Annotated in this window: 15 protein-coding genes; 8 read left to right on the top strand and 7 right to left on the bottom strand. The window is 68.7% G+C overall.

Going from position 1 to position 15,826, the window contains the following annotated elements:
* Positions 1 to 1,263 carry a cytochrome P450 gene (locus NV2_RS26660; protein ID WP_067880281.1) on the top strand — a complete coding sequence of 421 codons (1,263 nt, stop codon included), beginning with the start codon at positions 1 to 3 and terminating at the stop codon, positions 1,261 to 1,263.
* Positions 1,264 to 1,275: 12 nt separating this feature from the next.
* Here NV2_RS26660 and NV2_RS26665 read toward each other — a convergent pair whose 3' ends face one another.
* A complete protein-coding gene (locus NV2_RS26665) occupies positions 1,276 to 1,845 on the bottom strand; it encodes a TetR/AcrR family transcriptional regulator (protein WP_067880399.1) in 570 nt (189 codons plus the stop codon).
* 288 nt (positions 1,846 to 2,133) lie between these two features.
* Here NV2_RS26665 and NV2_RS26670 point away from each other — a divergent pair, with 288 nt between their 5' ends.
* Positions 2,134 to 3,732: a GMC oxidoreductase gene (locus NV2_RS26670; protein WP_067880284.1), complete on the top strand. Its 1,599-nt coding sequence runs from the start codon at positions 2,134 to 2,136 to the stop codon at positions 3,730 to 3,732.
* A 168-nt stretch (positions 3,733 to 3,900) separates the two neighbouring features.
* Complete coding sequence (locus tag NV2_RS26675) at positions 3,901 to 4,632, top strand: TetR/AcrR family transcriptional regulator (protein ID WP_168436110.1); 732 nt, start codon at positions 3,901 to 3,903, stop codon at positions 4,630 to 4,632.
* Here the strand turns inward: NV2_RS26675 and NV2_RS26680 are convergent.
* Entirely contained in the window at positions 4,614 to 5,432 is an 819-nt protein-coding gene (locus NV2_RS26680; protein ID WP_067880290.1) for an SDR family oxidoreductase, read from the bottom strand. The two genes, NV2_RS26675 and NV2_RS26680, sit on opposite strands and share 19 nt — an antisense overlap.
* Before the next feature lie 191 nt (positions 5,433 to 5,623).
* Complete coding sequence (locus tag NV2_RS26685) at positions 5,624 to 7,573, bottom strand: AfsR/SARP family transcriptional regulator (protein ID WP_067880294.1); 1,950 nt, start codon at positions 7,571 to 7,573, stop codon at positions 5,624 to 5,626.
* Between the two features lie 68 nt (positions 7,574 to 7,641).
* Between NV2_RS26685 and NV2_RS26690 the strand changes: the two genes are divergently transcribed.
* Together NV2_RS26690 and NV2_RS26695 are read left to right on the top strand one after the other, a co-directional pair.
* A complete protein-coding gene (locus tag NV2_RS26690; RefSeq protein ID WP_067880297.1) occupies positions 7,642 to 8,523 on the top strand; it encodes an alpha/beta fold hydrolase in 882 nt (293 codons plus the stop codon).
* 62 nt (positions 8,524 to 8,585) lie between these two features.
* Positions 8,586 to 9,350, top strand: a complete 765-nt coding sequence (locus NV2_RS26695) for an SDR family oxidoreductase (RefSeq protein ID WP_067880300.1) — start codon at positions 8,586 to 8,588, stop codon at positions 9,348 to 9,350.
* A 12-nt stretch (positions 9,351 to 9,362) separates the two neighbouring features.
* On the opposite strand, the gene NV2_RS26700 is transcribed toward NV2_RS26695, so the two are convergent.
* Positions 9,363 to 10,235, bottom strand: coding sequence for a hypothetical protein (locus NV2_RS26700; protein WP_157103111.1), 873 nt, complete (start codon positions 10,233 to 10,235; stop codon positions 9,363 to 9,365).
* Between the two features lie 157 nt (positions 10,236 to 10,392).
* Between NV2_RS26700 and NV2_RS26705 the strand changes: the two genes are divergently transcribed.
* Positions 10,393 to 11,460, top strand: a complete 1,068-nt coding sequence (locus tag NV2_RS26705) for a lycopene cyclase family protein (RefSeq protein WP_067880307.1) — start codon at positions 10,393 to 10,395, stop codon at positions 11,458 to 11,460.
* Here NV2_RS26705 and NV2_RS26710 read toward each other — a convergent pair.
* The 3 genes from NV2_RS26710 to NV2_RS26720 all read right to left on the bottom strand — a co-directional run bounded on the left by NV2_RS26710 (position 11,454) and on the right by NV2_RS26720 (position 14,623).
* Complete coding sequence (locus NV2_RS26710) at positions 11,454 to 12,194, bottom strand: PP2C family protein-serine/threonine phosphatase (RefSeq protein WP_084475525.1); 741 nt, start codon at positions 12,192 to 12,194, stop codon at positions 11,454 to 11,456. The genes NV2_RS26705 and NV2_RS26710 overlap by 7 nt on opposite strands.
* 423 nt (positions 12,195 to 12,617) lie before the next feature.
* Positions 12,618 to 13,046, bottom strand: coding sequence for a cobalamin B12-binding domain-containing protein (locus NV2_RS26715; RefSeq protein WP_067880310.1), 429 nt, complete (start codon positions 13,044 to 13,046; stop codon positions 12,618 to 12,620).
* Positions 13,046 to 14,623: a methylmalonyl-CoA mutase family protein gene (locus NV2_RS26720; protein WP_067880313.1), complete on the bottom strand. Its 1,578-nt coding sequence runs from the start codon at positions 14,621 to 14,623 to the stop codon at positions 13,046 to 13,048. Before NV2_RS26720 ends, NV2_RS26715 begins: the two co-directional genes overlap by 1 nt.
* Positions 14,624 to 14,697: 74 nt before the next feature.
* Here NV2_RS26720 and NV2_RS26725 point away from each other — a divergent pair, with 74 nt between their 5' ends.
* Positions 14,698 to 15,522, top strand: a complete 825-nt coding sequence (locus NV2_RS26725) for an SDR family oxidoreductase (protein WP_067880315.1) — start codon at positions 14,698 to 14,700, stop codon at positions 15,520 to 15,522.
* A 9-nt stretch (positions 15,523 to 15,531) separates the two neighbouring features.
* Positions 15,532 to 15,789, top strand: coding sequence for a hypothetical protein (locus tag NV2_RS26730; protein WP_067880318.1), 258 nt, complete (start codon positions 15,532 to 15,534; stop codon positions 15,787 to 15,789).
* Positions 15,790 to 15,826: the final 37 nt, after the last annotated feature.

Raw genomic sequence — 15,826 nt, forward strand, 5'->3', positions numbered from 1 at the left:
ATGTCCGCCGATACTTCCCGGCACCCGTACCACGACCTGAACATCTCCGACAGCGCGTTCTGGGACAAGGATTTCCGCACCCGCGAGGACACCTTCGCCGCACTGCGCGCGGAACCGGGACTGAGCTGGCACCCACCGGTCGAATCCATGTTCCCGCACGAGGAACCCGGATACTGGGCAGTCACCCGGCACACCGACATCCAGTACGTCAGCCGCCACCACGAGCTCTTCTGCTCCGGCATGGGGATCAGCATGGATCCGATGCCGGCCGAGATCCAGCGCGCTATCTCGTTCTTCCTCACCATGGATCCCCCGGAGCACACCCGCTACCGCAAGTTGATCAGCATGGCGTTCACCCCGAAGCAGGTGCGCCGGATCGAATCACAGATCCGCACGAACGCGGCCGAGATCGTGGACGAACTGCTCGCGGATCTGCATGCCCACGGCACGGTCGATTTCGCCGCGACGTACGCCAAGAAGCTCCCGATGCGCACGATCTCCGACATGATCGGCATCGATCCCGCCGACCGCGACGCGGTGGCCTACGCGGCCGAAAGCTTGTTCAGCACGAGCGACGAGGAATACACCGACCTGGCCGGACGTGCCGAACATATGATGGCTCAGCTGGCGGTACTGACCGGCGCCGGAACCGACCTGGCCCGCCTGCGCCGCGAAGAGCCCCGCGAGGACCTGATGAGCGGCATCGTCGCTGCCGAGGTCGACGGTCATCGCCTCACCGACGACGAACTCGGCGCCTTCACGGTGCTGCTCGGGTCCGCCGGCAACGACACCACCAAGCAGGCGAGTTCACATGCGCTGGCGGCGCTGGCGGCCGACCCGGCCCAACGGGCATGGCTGCTCGCCGACTTCGACGACCGCATCGACTCGGCGGTGGAGGAATTCGTCCGCTGGTCCACCCCGGTCGTCCACTTCGCGCGGCACGCCACCGTCGATACCGAACTTGCCGGCACGCCGGTCGCCGCGGGTGAGAAGGTGGTCCTGTTCTACTGTTCGGCCAATCGGGACGGCAGGGTTTTCGACCGTCCGAACGAGTTCGACATCACCCGCTCCCCCAACCCGCATCTGGGGTTCGGCGGACCCGGCCCGCATTTCTGCCTGGGTCGCCAGCTGGCCAAGATGGAATTGCGGCACCTGTTCCGCGAACTACTCACCCGGCTACCCGAATTCACCGTCGGGGAGCCGGAATACGTACACAGCGATTTCGTGCACGGGATCAAGCGGATGCCACTGAGTGTGCGCTGACTCGCGGTACAGCTAGCTGCCGCCCGGCGTCCGCAGGCCGTTGAGGAACATGTTCCAGCCGCGTCGTGCGACGGCCCGGCGCTCGGACAGTCCGACCTTGATCAGGATCGCGGCCAGCATCGCCAGCGCCATGACGACGTCGTCGGAGCCGACGTCGTCACGAAACGCGCCGCGAGTGCGTGGATCGTCGAGCTTCTCACCGATCAGATCGACCAGCCTGCGCGAGACCGCGAACAGCCGCGGATCGTCGAAGCCGGTCGGGTCGATGGTCGCGATGAAGCCCGCGGAGTACGCGATCTGATCGACGATGAAATCGAGCAGGTCCTCGGCGGTGGTTCCGGACCGGCCCGCCACCTCCTCGATCTCGACGATGTTGTCGTCGAAGACCGCCAGGATGAGCGATTCGCGATTGGGGAAATGCCGGTACAACACCCCGGGGCCTACCTCGGCGGCCCGGGCGATCGCGTTGAGCGGCGCGTCGAAACCGCTTTCGGCGAAGACCTCTCGCGCCGCGCGAACCAGGGCCTTGCGGTTCGCCGCGGCGGCTTTCGGCCCACGATTGGCCCGGGGTGAGGCGGTCATCGCATTGACGTTACCGCACCGCCGTACCACTGCCGGCGGCGCCGTGCCCGGCAGCGGGAGCCACCGGTGTGGTTCGGCGCGAGCGGATTTCACGGTTTCCCGAACCAAGCCGCGACGTAGAACCTGTTGCAGTTGACGGGACGGGCGGCGTCGTACACACTCCCTGGTGCAACCGGATCCTACTGTCCGGTTAACCATCGGCCGCGACGATCCCCCGCACTCCGAATCCGAGCCCGGGACGAACCGATCGATCGATGTTACGTACCTGTAGGTCTTTATGGAGAGTGCATGCCCCCGATGAAGCGACGCTCGTTCCTGCTCGGCGCCACCACCGCCGGAGTGACCCTGGCCACCGCGGCCACGGCGAGCGCCCAGCCCTGGATGACCACCGGCCCCCGGAAGGCATCGGTACCGCTGCACAGAGAAGACCACCGGGTAGTGATCGTCGGGTCCGGCTTCGGTGGCGGTGTGACCGCGCTGCGCCTCGCCGAGGCGGGAGTCGACGTCCTGGTCCTGGAGCGGGGCATGCGCTGGCCCACCGGCCCGAACGCGGAAACCTTCCCCCACCCCACGCAACCCGACAAGCGCATGCTCTGGTACCGCTCCGCGCCGCAGGTACTCGGCAAACCCGTTGCGCTCGACCCGTACACCGGCCTGCTCGAAACCGTCGTGGGCGAGAATATGACCGCGATCTGCGCTGCCGGTGTGGGCGGCGGATCGCTGGTGTATCAGGGCATGACACTGCAGCCCACCGAAGCGGCGTTCACCACCGTCCTGCCCGCCGAACTGGACTATCCGATGATGGCGCGGGACCACTATCCGCGGGTGGCACAGATGCTGGGCGCCGAACTCGCCCCCGACGCCTTGATCGACAGCCCCACCTACGCCGCCTCGCGAGCATTCGCTCGCAATGTGCGCGCGGCGGGCTACGACCTGTCGAAGATCCCCATGCCGATCGACTGGAGCTTCGCCCTGCGGGAGCTGCGCGGAGAGATGAAGCCGTCCTACATCAACGGCGACTGCGCCCTCGGTGTCAACAACGGCGGCAAGCATTCGGTCGACGTCACCTATCTGGCCCGCGCGGAGGCGACCGGCCGAGCCACGGTGCGTACCCAGCACGAGGTCACCGATGTGGCGATGACGCGCGACGGACGCTGGGAGATCAGCGTCGACCGCATCGACACCTCGGGCGTGGTGGTGGAGCAATCGATCCTCACCGCCAATGCGCTGGTACTGGCCGCCGGCAGTATCAACACCACGAAACTGTTGTTGCGGGCCGGCGCCAAGGGGCATATTCCGGACCTCCCGGACGGCCTGGGCGGCCAGTGGGGCAACAACGGCGACCGGATCTTCACCTGGACCAGCGTCGGCGACGACTTCGGTGCGCAACAGGGCGGTCCGGTGATCTTCGGCAGTAAGGAATGGGACGATCCGTCCATCGCCAACACCGTCATCCAGGCGTCGATACCACCCGCGGGCGCGGATATGCACTCGACGATGCTGGTCGGCTTCGGCATCACCGACGGGCGCGGCCACCTGAGTTACGACGCGGCCACCGACGACGCGAAACTGTTCTGGCCCACCGCCGGTGACGCACGGCTACAGGAACGCATCGCCGCCCGCGTGCATGCCATCGCCGGCCCCGGCAGCACCGTGCTCGACACCAACGCGGCCGTCCCCAGCACCTGGCACCCGCTCGGCGGCGCACCGATGGGTACGGTCTGCGATCTCGAGGGCCGAGTACACGACAAACGCGGTCTCTACGTCCTCGACGGTGCCCTCATTCCCGGCAGCACCGCGGCGTGTAATCCGTCGATGACCATCGCCGCCGTCGCCGAACGCGCACTGGACCGCATCGTCGCCACCGATATCGGCGCGGTCATCTGAGCCCACACGAGTTCGGCGAATCTTTTTCCCCGACCGGGGAAAAGGGTTACGCTGACAGGCGCGGCGCGGTCGTCCAACGGTGTGCGACCCGCCGTTGCCGCCCGGATCATGCGGGCCGGCACCGGATTTCCGGCTGTGATCGCCGGTGCTGAGCAACGAGGACCGACCATGGCGCAACTCGACGGCGTGGCCGAGCCGGGCCGGGGCAGAGGGCGTCCACCCCAGCTCAACCGCGCGCGCATCGTCGCCGCGGCCCGCACCCTGGAACCGGACCAGCTCACCATGCAGGCGGTCGCCGACGCCCTCGGCGTCCATCGAAAATCGCTGAACTATCACGTCAGCGATCGGCAGGGCCTACTCGAACTGGTCGCCTTCGATGCCTTCGACGCCGGATTCCGGAAGGTGGACGTGCCGGAACTCGAAGATTGGCGCGAACTGGTACGACGGTTCGCCGAATCCGTGCTCGACACCCTCGTCCGGGTGGGCGCCCTCATTCCCTATGTGCGGTTCGACGGTACCGCCGGGCTGTCCGCGCTGGCAGTGGTGGAACGGATCGTCGAGGTGCTGGTGGGTGCGGGCCTGCGCCCGGGTGAGGCCGGGCGCACCCTCCAGCTGATCGCATCCGTTGCACACACCGCGGCCCGCGCGATACTCACCGCCGACGACGACCCGATCGACCCACAAGCCGTCGAGGTGCGTCGTACCTTGGCCGGAAACGCCGAATTCCCGTTGCTGCGGACGATCGCCGCCGACAGTGACACCGCCGACCCGGTCCGACTGCAGTTCGCATTCGATATCGGTCTGGTCGTCCAGGGACTGGAACGACGCCTGGAACTGCGCGCCCGGCGGGCGAGGACGCCACGCAACACCGGCGGGCAGGATCAGCCGGCCCAGGCCTGACTGCGTGCCGCAGCCACCACACCGCCGTCCACCAGCAGATCGGTGCCGGTGACGAAGGCGCCCGCCTCCAGGAGGAAAGCTGCGGCCTCGGCGATATCGGCGGGCGTACCGAGGCGCCCGGTTCCCGACATCTCGACCATCGCACGCATTCCCGCACCCGATTCACCCGCCAGTTCCTGCTGCCCCATCGCGGTGGAGATCACGCCCGGACTGATCGAGTTCACCCGCGCACCCCGCGCACCCCATGCGCCGGCGGCAGCCTGGACCCGAATCGCATTGGCACGCTTGGCGACGACATACGCCTGCGCCGGAACCTCGATCTCCCGTACGAACGGCAGCTCACCCAGGTCACCGGCCGGGGTCAGGGCGAGCTCCTGCTCCTGCTCGGCGGGTAGTGCCGGCGCTAGATGCCCTGCCATACTGGCGATCACGACGCCCGCGCCACCGGGCGCAACCACCCGGGCGAACTCCTCGAGAACCAGCGCCACACCGATCAGATCGACCGCGACGATCGCCTCCGCCGAGGCCTGTACCGGCGACAGTCCCGCGGTGTGTACCACATGGGTGACCCGTCCGAGTTCCGCTGCGGCGGTGGCGAGTCCGGCTACCGAGGCGACGTCGGAGACATCGACGCCGCGGACCTGGACGGCGTGTCCCTCCGCGCGCAACCGATCGGCCGCCGTGGACAGCGTCGGTTCATCGAAATCCGCCAGCAGAATGGTGTGACCCGCGCCGACCCGACGGGCGATCGCCTGCCCCATCCCGCCGACACCGATAACCACCACGACACTCTTGTCCATCAATTCCTCCTCGACGGGTGCAGAAACGCGATTCATCGAATCCGAGAACGCATTCTCCGGAACGAGTCTATGCGGTGCCCGGGTTGCCCATGGGTCTGCGCTGCGTGCGATCCCCGGCCGGCCGAATCGGTGACCGATCGGACGGGCGTGACAGCGGGTGCGCGATACGCAGCAACTCGCAGCCTGCCCATCTACTCGCGGAATGCGGTCTCGCGCAGTCGATCCAGCAGCGCCGCGGCCGGGCCGAGGGTCACCATGCCCGTTCCTGCTCCCAGCAGTTCGGCGCGTGCCGGGGCGAGGGCCCGATACGCCTGCCCAGCGGCATCACGATCGCCGATCCGGTGGGCGGCGATTCCCAGCAGCGCCCAGCACAATTCGGCGAGATGGTCCGGCGGCGGCGCCGGGGCCGCATGCAACAACACGGCGGCCTGGGCCGGATCGGCCGCCAGCAGCGGTGCGATGTACGGGGCGTTCGGGCCGAAGTCGGTGGCAGCGAATTCGCTGAGGTCACCGGCGCCGCGCAGGGCCAGGCACACCCGGGTCAGCGGCGCCAGGCCGTCGGCGACACCGGGCATTCCGCAGCCGGGCAGGGTGGCGAATGCGCGCTCGTAGGCGGCGGCGACGGCGCGGTCGGAGGCGGCGGCGAGAACGGTCCGCAGGGCTCGGTACCAGGTGGTGAACACACTCACCAGATCGCGTTCGTATCGCTGGGCGAGCCGATCCGCGGTGTCGGCGTGGGTGTCGGCGGCACGAACGTCTCCCCTCGCCGCCGCGGCCTGCAGAGCGATCAGATGGCCCAGGATCAGATACGTGGACAGGTCGTGGCGACGCGACACCTCGATCAGTTCCGCGCCGAGGGTGGCCCGCTCCGGCCACCCGCCGACGGAGTGGAACGACTGCAGGAAGCGGGCGTCCAGCGCCAGGACGAGCACCCCCGGATCACCGAGTTCGCGGGCGATCACCTCGGCCGCACGGGCGGCCTCGGCAGCGGATGCGCCACGGCGGCCGCGGGATTCGATCGCGACGAGGGCGAGCAGCCGGGCCCGCAACGCCGGGGAGGTGTCGGGTTCGAGGGTGTCGAGTGTGGCCCGCGCGGCGGCGACCACCCGCGCCGAACGCGCCGGATCGTCGAGGCGCGACCAGACTCCCGGAACCTCCATCCGGGTCAGTGCGGTCGCGGTCAGCTCCGGGTCGTCGAAGGATTCCAGTTCGCCGATCGCACCCGAGCGCCGGTCCTGGGCGGTGATCAGTCCAGCGGCATCGGTGAGTGCGAGCCCGCGCAGCAGATCGGCCGCGGAGGTGATCCGGCTGCGACGCCCCGCGGTCCCGTACGCGGTGACCGTCGCGCTCCACAGGCGATCCTCCGCCGCGACGAAATCGCGCTCGGCACCAAGGATTTCACTCTCCAATGCGATCAGCTCGGCGGAGGAGTCCAGGCCCGCGTTCGAGACCAGCCGCACCCGTGCCCGGCGTAACAGGGCCAGTGCCTCTTCCCGCCGCCCCACCAGGTTCAGGGCCCGCGCCTGCAGCAGCCAAGCCCGTTCGCGGCCCGGATGTTCGGGCAGATACTCCTCGAGTTCGGCGATCGCAAGTTCCGGTCGTCCGTTGCGGATCTCGGTCTCGGCCAGCGTTTCCACTGCAACGCACCGCAATTCGGTGAGTTTCGCGATCGCTCCCGTGGCCCAGCCGCGATCGGCGTAGTCGGCATAGGCGGGGCCGCGCCACAGGTCCAGCGCGGTGCGCAGCCTGCCGGCCCGCTCCGATCCGGCGGCAGTCCGGACGAGATCCTCGAAGTGCCAGGCGTCGACGTGATCCCGGGGCAGGCTAAGCCGGTATCCACTGCCCGCGGTGACGATCACCTGCGCCGGCGACCGCGCCGCGCGGCCGGGCTCCAGGGCGCGGCGCAGGGCAGCGACGAAGGTGCGGACCGCCGCAACGGCCCCGGCGGGCGGGTCGTCCCACAGCTCCTCGACCAGTGTCCGGACCGGCACCGCTGCTCCCCCGGCAGCTACCAGCCGGGCCAGCACCTCGGCGTGCCGAGGCCCACCGAGCGGCTGCGGCGTATCCGCTGCCGAGCGTGCCAGCACGGGACCCAGCACCCCGATCCACGGCCGGGAGTGCCCGCTGAGCCGGCCACTCATCGGTTACTCATTCCCGTCGCCGAATCTGGCAGCACACACCGAACCAGACTAGAGAAGGAGCCACCTCCATGGCAGCACCCGTCGTCCCGGGCTTCGAGTACCGCACTGTCACCGTCGCCGACGGCGTCGATCTGAATGTCGCGTCCGCCGGGACCGGTTCGCCCGTCGTCCTGCTGCACGGGTTCCCGCAAACCCACCTGATGTGGCGCCACGTCGCCCCGGAGCTGGCTCGCGAACACACCGTGCTGTGCCCGGACCTGCGCGGCTACGGCGCCAGTACCAAACCCGAGGCCACCCGCGCCGACACCTACGCGAAGCGGTCGATGGCCGCGGACGTCGTCGCGCTGGCGGAGCATTTCGGCTTCGAGCGTTTCGCGGTCGTCGGCCACGACCGCGGCGCCCTGGTCGCGATCCGCGCCGGACTCGATCATCCCGACCGGATCAGTCACCTGGGCGTACTCGACGTCCTGCCGACGCCGGACATGTGGGAGGTTCTGCACGGGCACACCGCCGCGGTCGCCTTCCACCTGTATCTGATGGCGCAGCCGCCCGGTCTGCCCGAGCGGATGATCCGCGCCGCGGCCGACGACTTCTTCGGCCACTTCCTCGACGCCTGGTGTCTGTGTCCGGAAGCGATCCCCGCCGATATCCGCGCCGAGTATCTGCGCGCCTGCGGGGCGGCGGTCGACTCGATCGTCGCCGACTATCGCGCCTCGGCCACCGTCGACCTGGAACACGACCGCGCCGATCGCGCCGCCGGTCACCGGCTCACCATGCCGGTGACCGTGGTCCAGCAGGACTGGGGTGCTCAGCTCGGCTACGACGCGGCCGGGATCTGGCGGACGTGGGCGAACGATCTCGACCATCGCACGCTCGCGCTGGGCCATTTCATGGCCGAGGAGGCGCCCCGGGACGTCGTCGCGGTGATCGCCGATCTGCTGCGCCGATAACCTCGTCGCACCACCCACCCGACACCGGCCCCCGGCTCGGATCTGACGTATTGTGCCGTCACATGACTGAGGATCTGTTGGGTAAGGGCGCGCTGGTCAGCGGCGCCAGTCGTGGTATCGGTCACGCGGTGGCGGCCGAACTGTTGCGGCGCGGGGCGAGCGTGCTGATCACCGCCCGCAAACCGGAACCGCTGGCGGCCGCGGCCGAGGAACTGCGCGCGCTCGGGCATCCCGGCAAGGTGCTGGCGGTCGCGGGTAATTCCGGTGACGAGGCGGCACGGGCCGAGCAGGTCGATACCGCGGTCGCGGAATTCGGATCGCTCGACATCCTGATCAACAACACCGGCATCAATCCGGTGTTCGGCGCGCTCATGGATGCCGATCTCGACGCGGTGCGCAAGATCTTCGACGTCAACGTCGTCGCCGCGCTGGGCTACGTGCAGCAGGCCTACCGCGCCTGGATGGGTGAGCACGGCGGCGCGGTGGTCAACCTGGCCAGCGTGGCCGGCATCCGATCGACCGGTGTCATCGCCGCCTACGGTGCGTCCAAGGCCGCCCTGATCCGGCTCACCGAGGAGCTCGCCTGGCAGCTCGGCCCCGCGATCCGGGTCAATGCGGTCGCCCCCGGCGTGGTCAAGACCAAGTTCGCCGATGCGCTGTACTCCGACAACGAGGACGCGGCCGCGAAGAAGTATCCGATGAAGCGGCTGGGTACACCCGAGGATGTGGCCGCACTGGTCGGTTTCCTCGTCTCGGACCAGGCCGCCTGGATCACCGGCGAAGTGGTGCGGGTCGACGGCGGCCTGCTGGCGACCGGCGATCTCTGAGCTACTCCCGACTCAGCGGAAGGCGAGGGCGCCGAGAATGTCGTTGTGGCGATATTTGAGGTACTTCTCGGCGGTCGCCTCGTCCACCGCATCGGTCGCGGTGGCGAGGGTGATCACCACGAATTCCTTCTCGGCGTCGTCCTTCCACTTACCGACGGAGAAGTCCTCGATGTAGGTGCCGGGGCGCAGCTTCAGGTCCTCGTCGGTGTAGCTGTCCGGCGCGGCCGTGGCCTGCTGCGTGCTCGACATGCCGAGAATGAACTGGGTGAGCATCAGCGCGCCACCTTCGGCCTTGTACACCATCTCCGCCGCATACGAGCAACCCAGCGAGGTCAGTTTGCCGCCGACCTCGATATCGGAACAGTCGGCGTGATCACGTCCGTCGACCCAGTCGGCGTGCAGTTCCACCTCGCCGAATCGGAAATTCCACGGCCCGCCGTAGTCGTTGTAGCTCAGCTTCCCGGAGGTGCCGGGAACACCGGGACTCGCGCTGGTAGTCGGGGCCTGCGCGGTGGTGCGGGCGGTGGTCGCGGGCACCAGGCCCGGCGTGGTCGTTGCGGCGGCGGTGGTTTCGCTGCCGGAGTCACGGGTGGCCACCACGACGATGCCGGCCGAGATGACCAGCAGGGCGACGACACCGAAGACGATGCCGAGTATCAGGCCGGTATTGCTCTTCGGGGGCGGCGGAGTCGGGTAGCCACCGGCGTAGCCCGGCTGCACATCCCACCCGGACTCGGGCTGGTTCGGGTCGCGGCCCCAGCCCGAATCGTAGGCCCGGCCGGGATCGTACGGCCCCGGCGAGCCTTGGGGTCCCTGAGGCCCCTGAGGCCCCTGAGGCCCCTGAGGACCGTAGCCGTACGGCCCGGAGCCGGGGGGATACGTCATCTGCTGCCACCTTCCGCGGCCCGGGGCAGTGCCCTCCGCAGTATCGTCCCCCCGGGCATCATCAACCGCGACCCTACCCGACCGGTTGTGCGCTCGGTCTCACGACGGCGGTGCGGTTCGATGCGATATCGGTCCCGCCGTCTGGTGCAATGACCGGGTGAGTGCGGATCTGATCGTCTGTGGGCTGGGCCCGGCCGGGCGTGCGCTGGCCCACCGGGCGGCAGTACGCGGGCTCACCGTCACCGCAGTCGACCCTGCCCCTACTCGCCGCTGGTCGGCCACCTACGCCGCCTGGGCCGACGAACTACCGGACTGGCTCGCGCCCACCGTGATCGCCGCGACCACACAACCGCTGGCCTGGGGGACCCGCCCCTTCGCGATATCGCGCAGTTACCAGGTATTCGACACCGGCGCCCTGCAGAACTCGCTCACCCTCCCCGAGGTCGAGGTGCTCACCGACCGGGTGACCGAGATCGACCGGCAGCACGTCCGGCTGCACTCCGGCCGGGTACTGACCGCCGACCGCGTCGTCGATGCGCGCGGGCTGGCCCGGTCCGCGCGACGGGCGGAGCAGACCGCGTACGGGGTTGTGCTGCACCGCGATCGGGAGCAGACGGTATTCATGGACTGGCGATCCGACAACGGTGCCGCAGCCGACGAGCCACCGTCGTTCCTCTACACGGTCGGCCTCGGGGGCGGCCGGATGCTCTACGAGGAGACCTGTCTGGCCGGACGCCCGGCGATCCCTGCGGCCCGGCTCCGGCAGCGCCTCGAGTTCCGATTGCGACAGCGCGGTATGACAGTTCAGGGCACCGAGACGGTGGAGCGGGTGCGATTCCCGCTCGAGGGCGGCCGCCCGCGCGACGGCGTGTTCGGCGCGGCGGGAGCGCTGGGTCACCCGGCTACCGGCTACAGCGTCGCGACCGCACTCGCCTGCGCCGATCCGGTGGCATCCGGGCGCACGGTGTGGCCGATGTCCGCCCGGCTGGTGCACACACTGCGGACGGCGGGACTGCGGGCACTACTCGCGCTGCCGCCGCAACAGATCCCGCAGTTCTTCGATACGTTCTTCGAGCTACCGGCGCCACTGCAGCGCGCCTACCTGTCCGGCCGCACCGACCTGCGTGCCACCGCGACGGCGATGACGACCCTGTTCCGCGAAGCGCCGCCGCCTGCGCGCCGGATCCTCGCCCGGGCAGCCATGGGACTGCCCTCCGGTCATTGATGATCGAAGACGAGTGCCGTGGTGTTGTCCGTGGCTCCGGCCGCGATTGCAGCGGCCACCAGGGTATCTGCCGCGCTCGACGCGGAGTCGGCGCACGCGAGTATCCGCTTCACTTCGGTCATGGGCAGGGTTTTGTGGACGCCGTCGGTGCTGAGCAGCCAGCGTCCGACGCCGGTCCCGGTCGTGCCCCGCCCGATGTCCGCGGCCCGCACCGTCCGTGTCGAGGTGGTCACCATGTGGTGCATCCGGGGCGCGACGCTGATGCCCCGGGCGTTCATCAGTTCGGCGACGGTGTGATCGCTGGTGATCTGGTGTAGCACCCGTCCGTTCCAGTGATAGGCCCGGCAGTCGCCTACCCAGGCGACCTCACAGGGACCGTCGAGCCGATCCGGCGACGGGCAGACCGTGACCACCGCGACGCTGTCGGCCGACGGCTCGGGAAATTCGCGGAGCAATTCACGCTGTGCGGCAAGAATTCCCGCCGCCGCGCTGCCGCCGACCGCCACCCGCGACGCCACCTGCGCCACGGTGCGTGCCGCCCGTGCGGCGAGCAGATGATCACCGATACCGTCCGCCACGGCGAATGCGCTGCGACCGGCCGCGGAATCGATGTAACTCGACACCGCGTCGGCATTGAGGGACCGTCCGCCACGCCGGCTGACCGCATGGGCGGTGATGCCGGTGAGCCGCATCAGCTCACGGCGGGTGATTGCCGTAGTCACCGCTGTGTGCACGACCGACCTCCTCGACTGCCCCCGCCGACTACGGTCCGATTCGCCCCGGCGACCCGCGCCGCACTCGCCGAATAGAACTGCCTGCTCAGACTATGTCAGCACGGACCGTGCTCTACCTGTGAAAATGGGCACGAGTTCATTACGGGACGTCGCGGCCGGACAGCAGGTCCACACCATTTTGTTTGAAATGCCGGACTCGCATGTCCGAACTGCCGGGTCGGCCCGGATCGCGCCGCGGCTCCGTTGCCCGGTGCGGACCTGTTCGAGCCGGGTTCTCTGCGGCTGCCGGACCTCGATCTCGGGCCGATGCCACACCGTGACCTCGCCGCTCGGCCCCGCCACAGGCCCCCGACCGCGGAGACCCGGGTCCGCCGTGCGGGCGCTGTGGGGTGGCCTGCCGGGTCCGCCTAAGGCACCGAACCGTCAGGCTTCGGCCGTGTTCACCGGCCCGGTGGCGGGCTGCGCGGTGCCGGTGAGTGCGTGAACATCGCGCACCAGTTGCTCGAGCGGGGTTCCGGTCGGGAACACCGCGGCGGCGCCGATCTCCAGCAGGCGCGGCACATCCGCCTGCGGAATGGTACCGCCGACGATCACCGCGATATCGGCGGCGTCGGCGTCGCGCAGCCCCTGCACGACCTTGTCCGTCAGGCCCAGATGAGCGCCGGACAGGATGCTCAGTCCCACCACGGCGACGTCCTCGGCCACGGCGATCGAGACGATCTCCTCCACGCGGCGGCGGATACCGGTGTAGACCACTTCGAACCCGGCGTCACGCAGGGTGCGTGCGACGATCTTGGCGCCGCGATCGTGACCGTCGAGCCCCGGCTTGGCAACGAGTACGCGCGCCGGCATCAGAACACCACCGGCTGCTGGAATTCGCCCCACACGGCTTTGAGCGCGGTGGTCATCTCCCCCACCGTGCAGTACGCATTCGCACAATCGATGAGCCGGTGCATCAGATTCTCGTCTCCCTCGGCGGCGCGCGAGAGCGCCGTCAGCGTGGCACGGACCGCGACCGGGTCACGGTCTGCCTTGACCTTGGCAAGCCGCTTCAACTGCAGATCCCGTCCCGCGGCGTCCAGTTCGTAGGTGCCGATCTCGGGTGCGGGTTCCTCGGAGGTGAACCGGTTGACGCCGACGACCGGACGGCGTCCCGATTCGATGTCCCGGTGGACACGGTAGGCCTCGTCGGCGATCAGGCCCTGCAGATAGCCGTCCTCGATGCAGCGCACCATGCCGCCGTGTTCGTCGAGATCGGACATGATCTCGACGATGCGTTCCTCGGTGGCGTCGGTGAGCGCCTCAACGAAATAGGAGCCGCCCAGGGGGTCGGCGACCCGGGTGACGCCGGTTTCGTAGGCGAGGATCTGCTGGGTCCGCAGCGCCATCGTGGCCGATTCCTCACTGGGCAGTGCGAACGGCTCGTCCCAGGCCGCGGTGAACATCGACTGCACCCCGCCCAGTACCGACGCCATCGCCTCGTAGGCCACGCGCACCAGATTGTTCCGCGCTTGCGGTGCATACAGCGACGCACCGCCGGAGACACAGCCGAACCGGAACATCGAGGCCCGATCGGTGCTCGCACCGTAGCGTTCGCGAACCACGGTGGCCCAGCGCCGCCGTCCGGCACGATATTTGGCGATCTCTTCGAAGAAGTCCCCGTGGGTGTAGAAGAAGAACGAGATCTGTGGAGCGAACTGGTCGATACTCATCCGCCCGCGCTCGACGACGGTGTCGCAGTAGGTGACACCGTCGGCGAGGGTGAACGCCATCTCCTGCACCGCGGTGGCGCCGGCATCGCGAAAGTGTGCCCCCGCCACCGAGATCGCGTTGAACCGGGGCACCTCCGCAGCACAGAATTCGATGGTGTCGGCGATCAGTCGCAGCGACGGTTCCGGGGGCCATATCCAGGTCCCGCGTGATGCGTACTCCTTGAGTATGTCGTTCTGAATGGTGCCGGTGAGCTTCGCGCGGGGCACGCCCTTGCGTTCGGCCGCGGCCACGTAGAACGCCAGCACAATCGCGGCGGTGCCGTTGATGGTGAAACTGGTGCTGATCGTGTCCAACGGTATCGAGTCGAACAGGATCTCGGCGTCGGCGAGGGTGTCGACCGCCACGCCCACCCGGCCGACCTCCTCGCTCACCTCGGGATCGTCGGAGTCGTAACCGCATTGGGTGGGCAGATCCAGCGCCACCGACAGACCGGTGCCGCCCTGCTCGAGTAGATACCGGTACCGGCGATTGGACTCCTCGGCGGTACCGAAACCGGAGTACTGCCGGAAGGTCCACAGCCGCCCGCGGTAGCCGGTGGCGAAATTGCCGCGAGTGAAGGGGAACTCACCCGGTGCGGGTGGTTGCTCGGCACGCACCTCGGGCCCGTAGACCGGGGCCAGCGGGATGCCGGAAGAGGTCTCGACGTCGTCGTTCATCTTTGAATACGTTACTTGCCAAAAAAGAGAATGCCAATACCATCAGAGGGGAACGACTGACTTCGAGGAGCGTCATGCCCGCATATCCGTTGGCCGGCCGCACCATGGTGATCTCCGGCGCGAGCCGCGGGATCGGCCTGGCCATAGCCCTGTCCGCCGCCGCGCGCGGCGCGAATATCGTGCTGCTGGCCAAGACCGCACAACCCCACCCGAAGTTGCCCGGTACGGTGCATACCGCCGTGGCAGAGATCGAGGCCGCGGGCGGCAAGGCCGTCGCCGTCGTCGGCGACGTGCGCAACGAAGCCGACACCCAGCGGGCCGCGCAGACCGCCGTGGAACACTTCGGTGGCATCGACATCTGCGTCAACAACGCCAGTGCCATCGCGACGGAGCCGACCGGGCAACTGCCGGTGAAACGCTTCGACCTGATGCAGGAAATCAATGTCCGCGGTACCTTCCTGCTCACCCAGGCATGCCTGCCGCACCTACGCGAATCCGGCGAGAGCCACGTACTGACGATTTCGCCCCCGTTGAACCTCAGCCCCCGCTGGCTGGGCGCCCATCCGGCCTATACCCAGTCCAAGTACGCGATGACACTGATGGCGCTGGGCTGGGCTACCGAGTTCGCCGACTGGGCGATCGGCGTGAACTGCCTGTGGCCGCAGACCTATATCGCGACCTCGGCGGTGGCGAATATGCCCGACGGATCCGAGCTACTGAATTCCGCGCGTGATCCGCGCATCATGGGCGACGCCGCCGCGGAGATCCTGTCCCGCCCGGCCGCACACACCACCGGCAACTGCTATATCGACGCGCAGGTACTCATCGAATCCGGCGTCCGCGACCTGTCGGAGTACGGCGGCGGTACCCGCCCGATACCGGACCTGTTCCTCGACTGAGGCAACCCGATGCGCTGGTACACAACAGAAATAGACCCGGAGGTCATCATGCTGCCGCCCGTCGACATCGCGGTCCGCGAAATACTGGACTACTTCGGCACCTGCCCGCGGTGCGGATATGCGGCGGAGGCAGTGCGCACGGTGCGCACCTTCGCCGATCGTCACCGCGAAACCGAGATCACCGCGACCTGCGGACTGCCCTGCGGGTGGTACGGCGCGGCCCCGCTCACCACCATGACCGGCGCGCATGCGGGCGGCCTGTCGTGACCGGCACGGCGGAATCGACGGCCACAGGCACCACCGC

It is taken from the genome of Nocardia vermiculata NBRC 100427 (assembly GCF_001613265.1).
GTDB classification, from domain to species: Bacteria; Actinomycetota; Actinomycetes; order Mycobacteriales; family Mycobacteriaceae; genus Nocardia; species Nocardia vermiculata.

Coding starts and splice junctions, on each gene's coding strand:
- NV2_RS26660 (WP_067880281.1), top strand. CDS start 1: ATGTCCGCCGATACTTCCCGGCACCCGTACCACGACCTGAACATCTCC.
- NV2_RS26665 (WP_067880399.1), bottom strand. CDS start 1,845: ATGACCGCCTCACCCCGGGCCAATCGTGGGCCGAAAGCCGCCGCGGCG.
- NV2_RS26670 (WP_067880284.1), top strand. CDS start 2,134: ATGCCCCCGATGAAGCGACGCTCGTTCCTGCTCGGCGCCACCACCGCC.
- NV2_RS26675 (WP_168436110.1), top strand. CDS start 3,901: ATGGCGCAACTCGACGGCGTGGCCGAGCCGGGCCGGGGCAGAGGGCGT.
- NV2_RS26680 (WP_067880290.1), bottom strand. CDS start 5,432: ATGGACAAGAGTGTCGTGGTGGTTATCGGTGTCGGCGGGATGGGGCAG.
- NV2_RS26685 (WP_067880294.1), bottom strand. CDS start 7,573: ATGAGTGGCCGGCTCAGCGGGCACTCCCGGCCGTGGATCGGGGTGCTG.
- NV2_RS26690 (WP_067880297.1), top strand. CDS start 7,642: ATGGCAGCACCCGTCGTCCCGGGCTTCGAGTACCGCACTGTCACCGTC.
- NV2_RS26695 (WP_067880300.1), top strand. CDS start 8,586: ATGACTGAGGATCTGTTGGGTAAGGGCGCGCTGGTCAGCGGCGCCAGT.
- NV2_RS26700 (WP_157103111.1), bottom strand. CDS start 10,235: ATGACGTATCCCCCCGGCTCCGGGCCGTACGGCTACGGTCCTCAGGGG.
- NV2_RS26715 (WP_067880310.1), bottom strand. CDS start 13,046: ATGCCGGCGCGCGTACTCGTTGCCAAGCCGGGGCTCGACGGTCACGAT.
- NV2_RS26720 (WP_067880313.1), bottom strand. CDS start 14,623: ATGAACGACGACGTCGAGACCTCTTCCGGCATCCCGCTGGCCCCGGTC.
- NV2_RS26725 (WP_067880315.1), top strand. CDS start 14,698: ATGCCCGCATATCCGTTGGCCGGCCGCACCATGGTGATCTCCGGCGCG.
- NV2_RS26730 (WP_067880318.1), top strand. CDS start 15,532: ATGCGCTGGTACACAACAGAAATAGACCCGGAGGTCATCATGCTGCCG.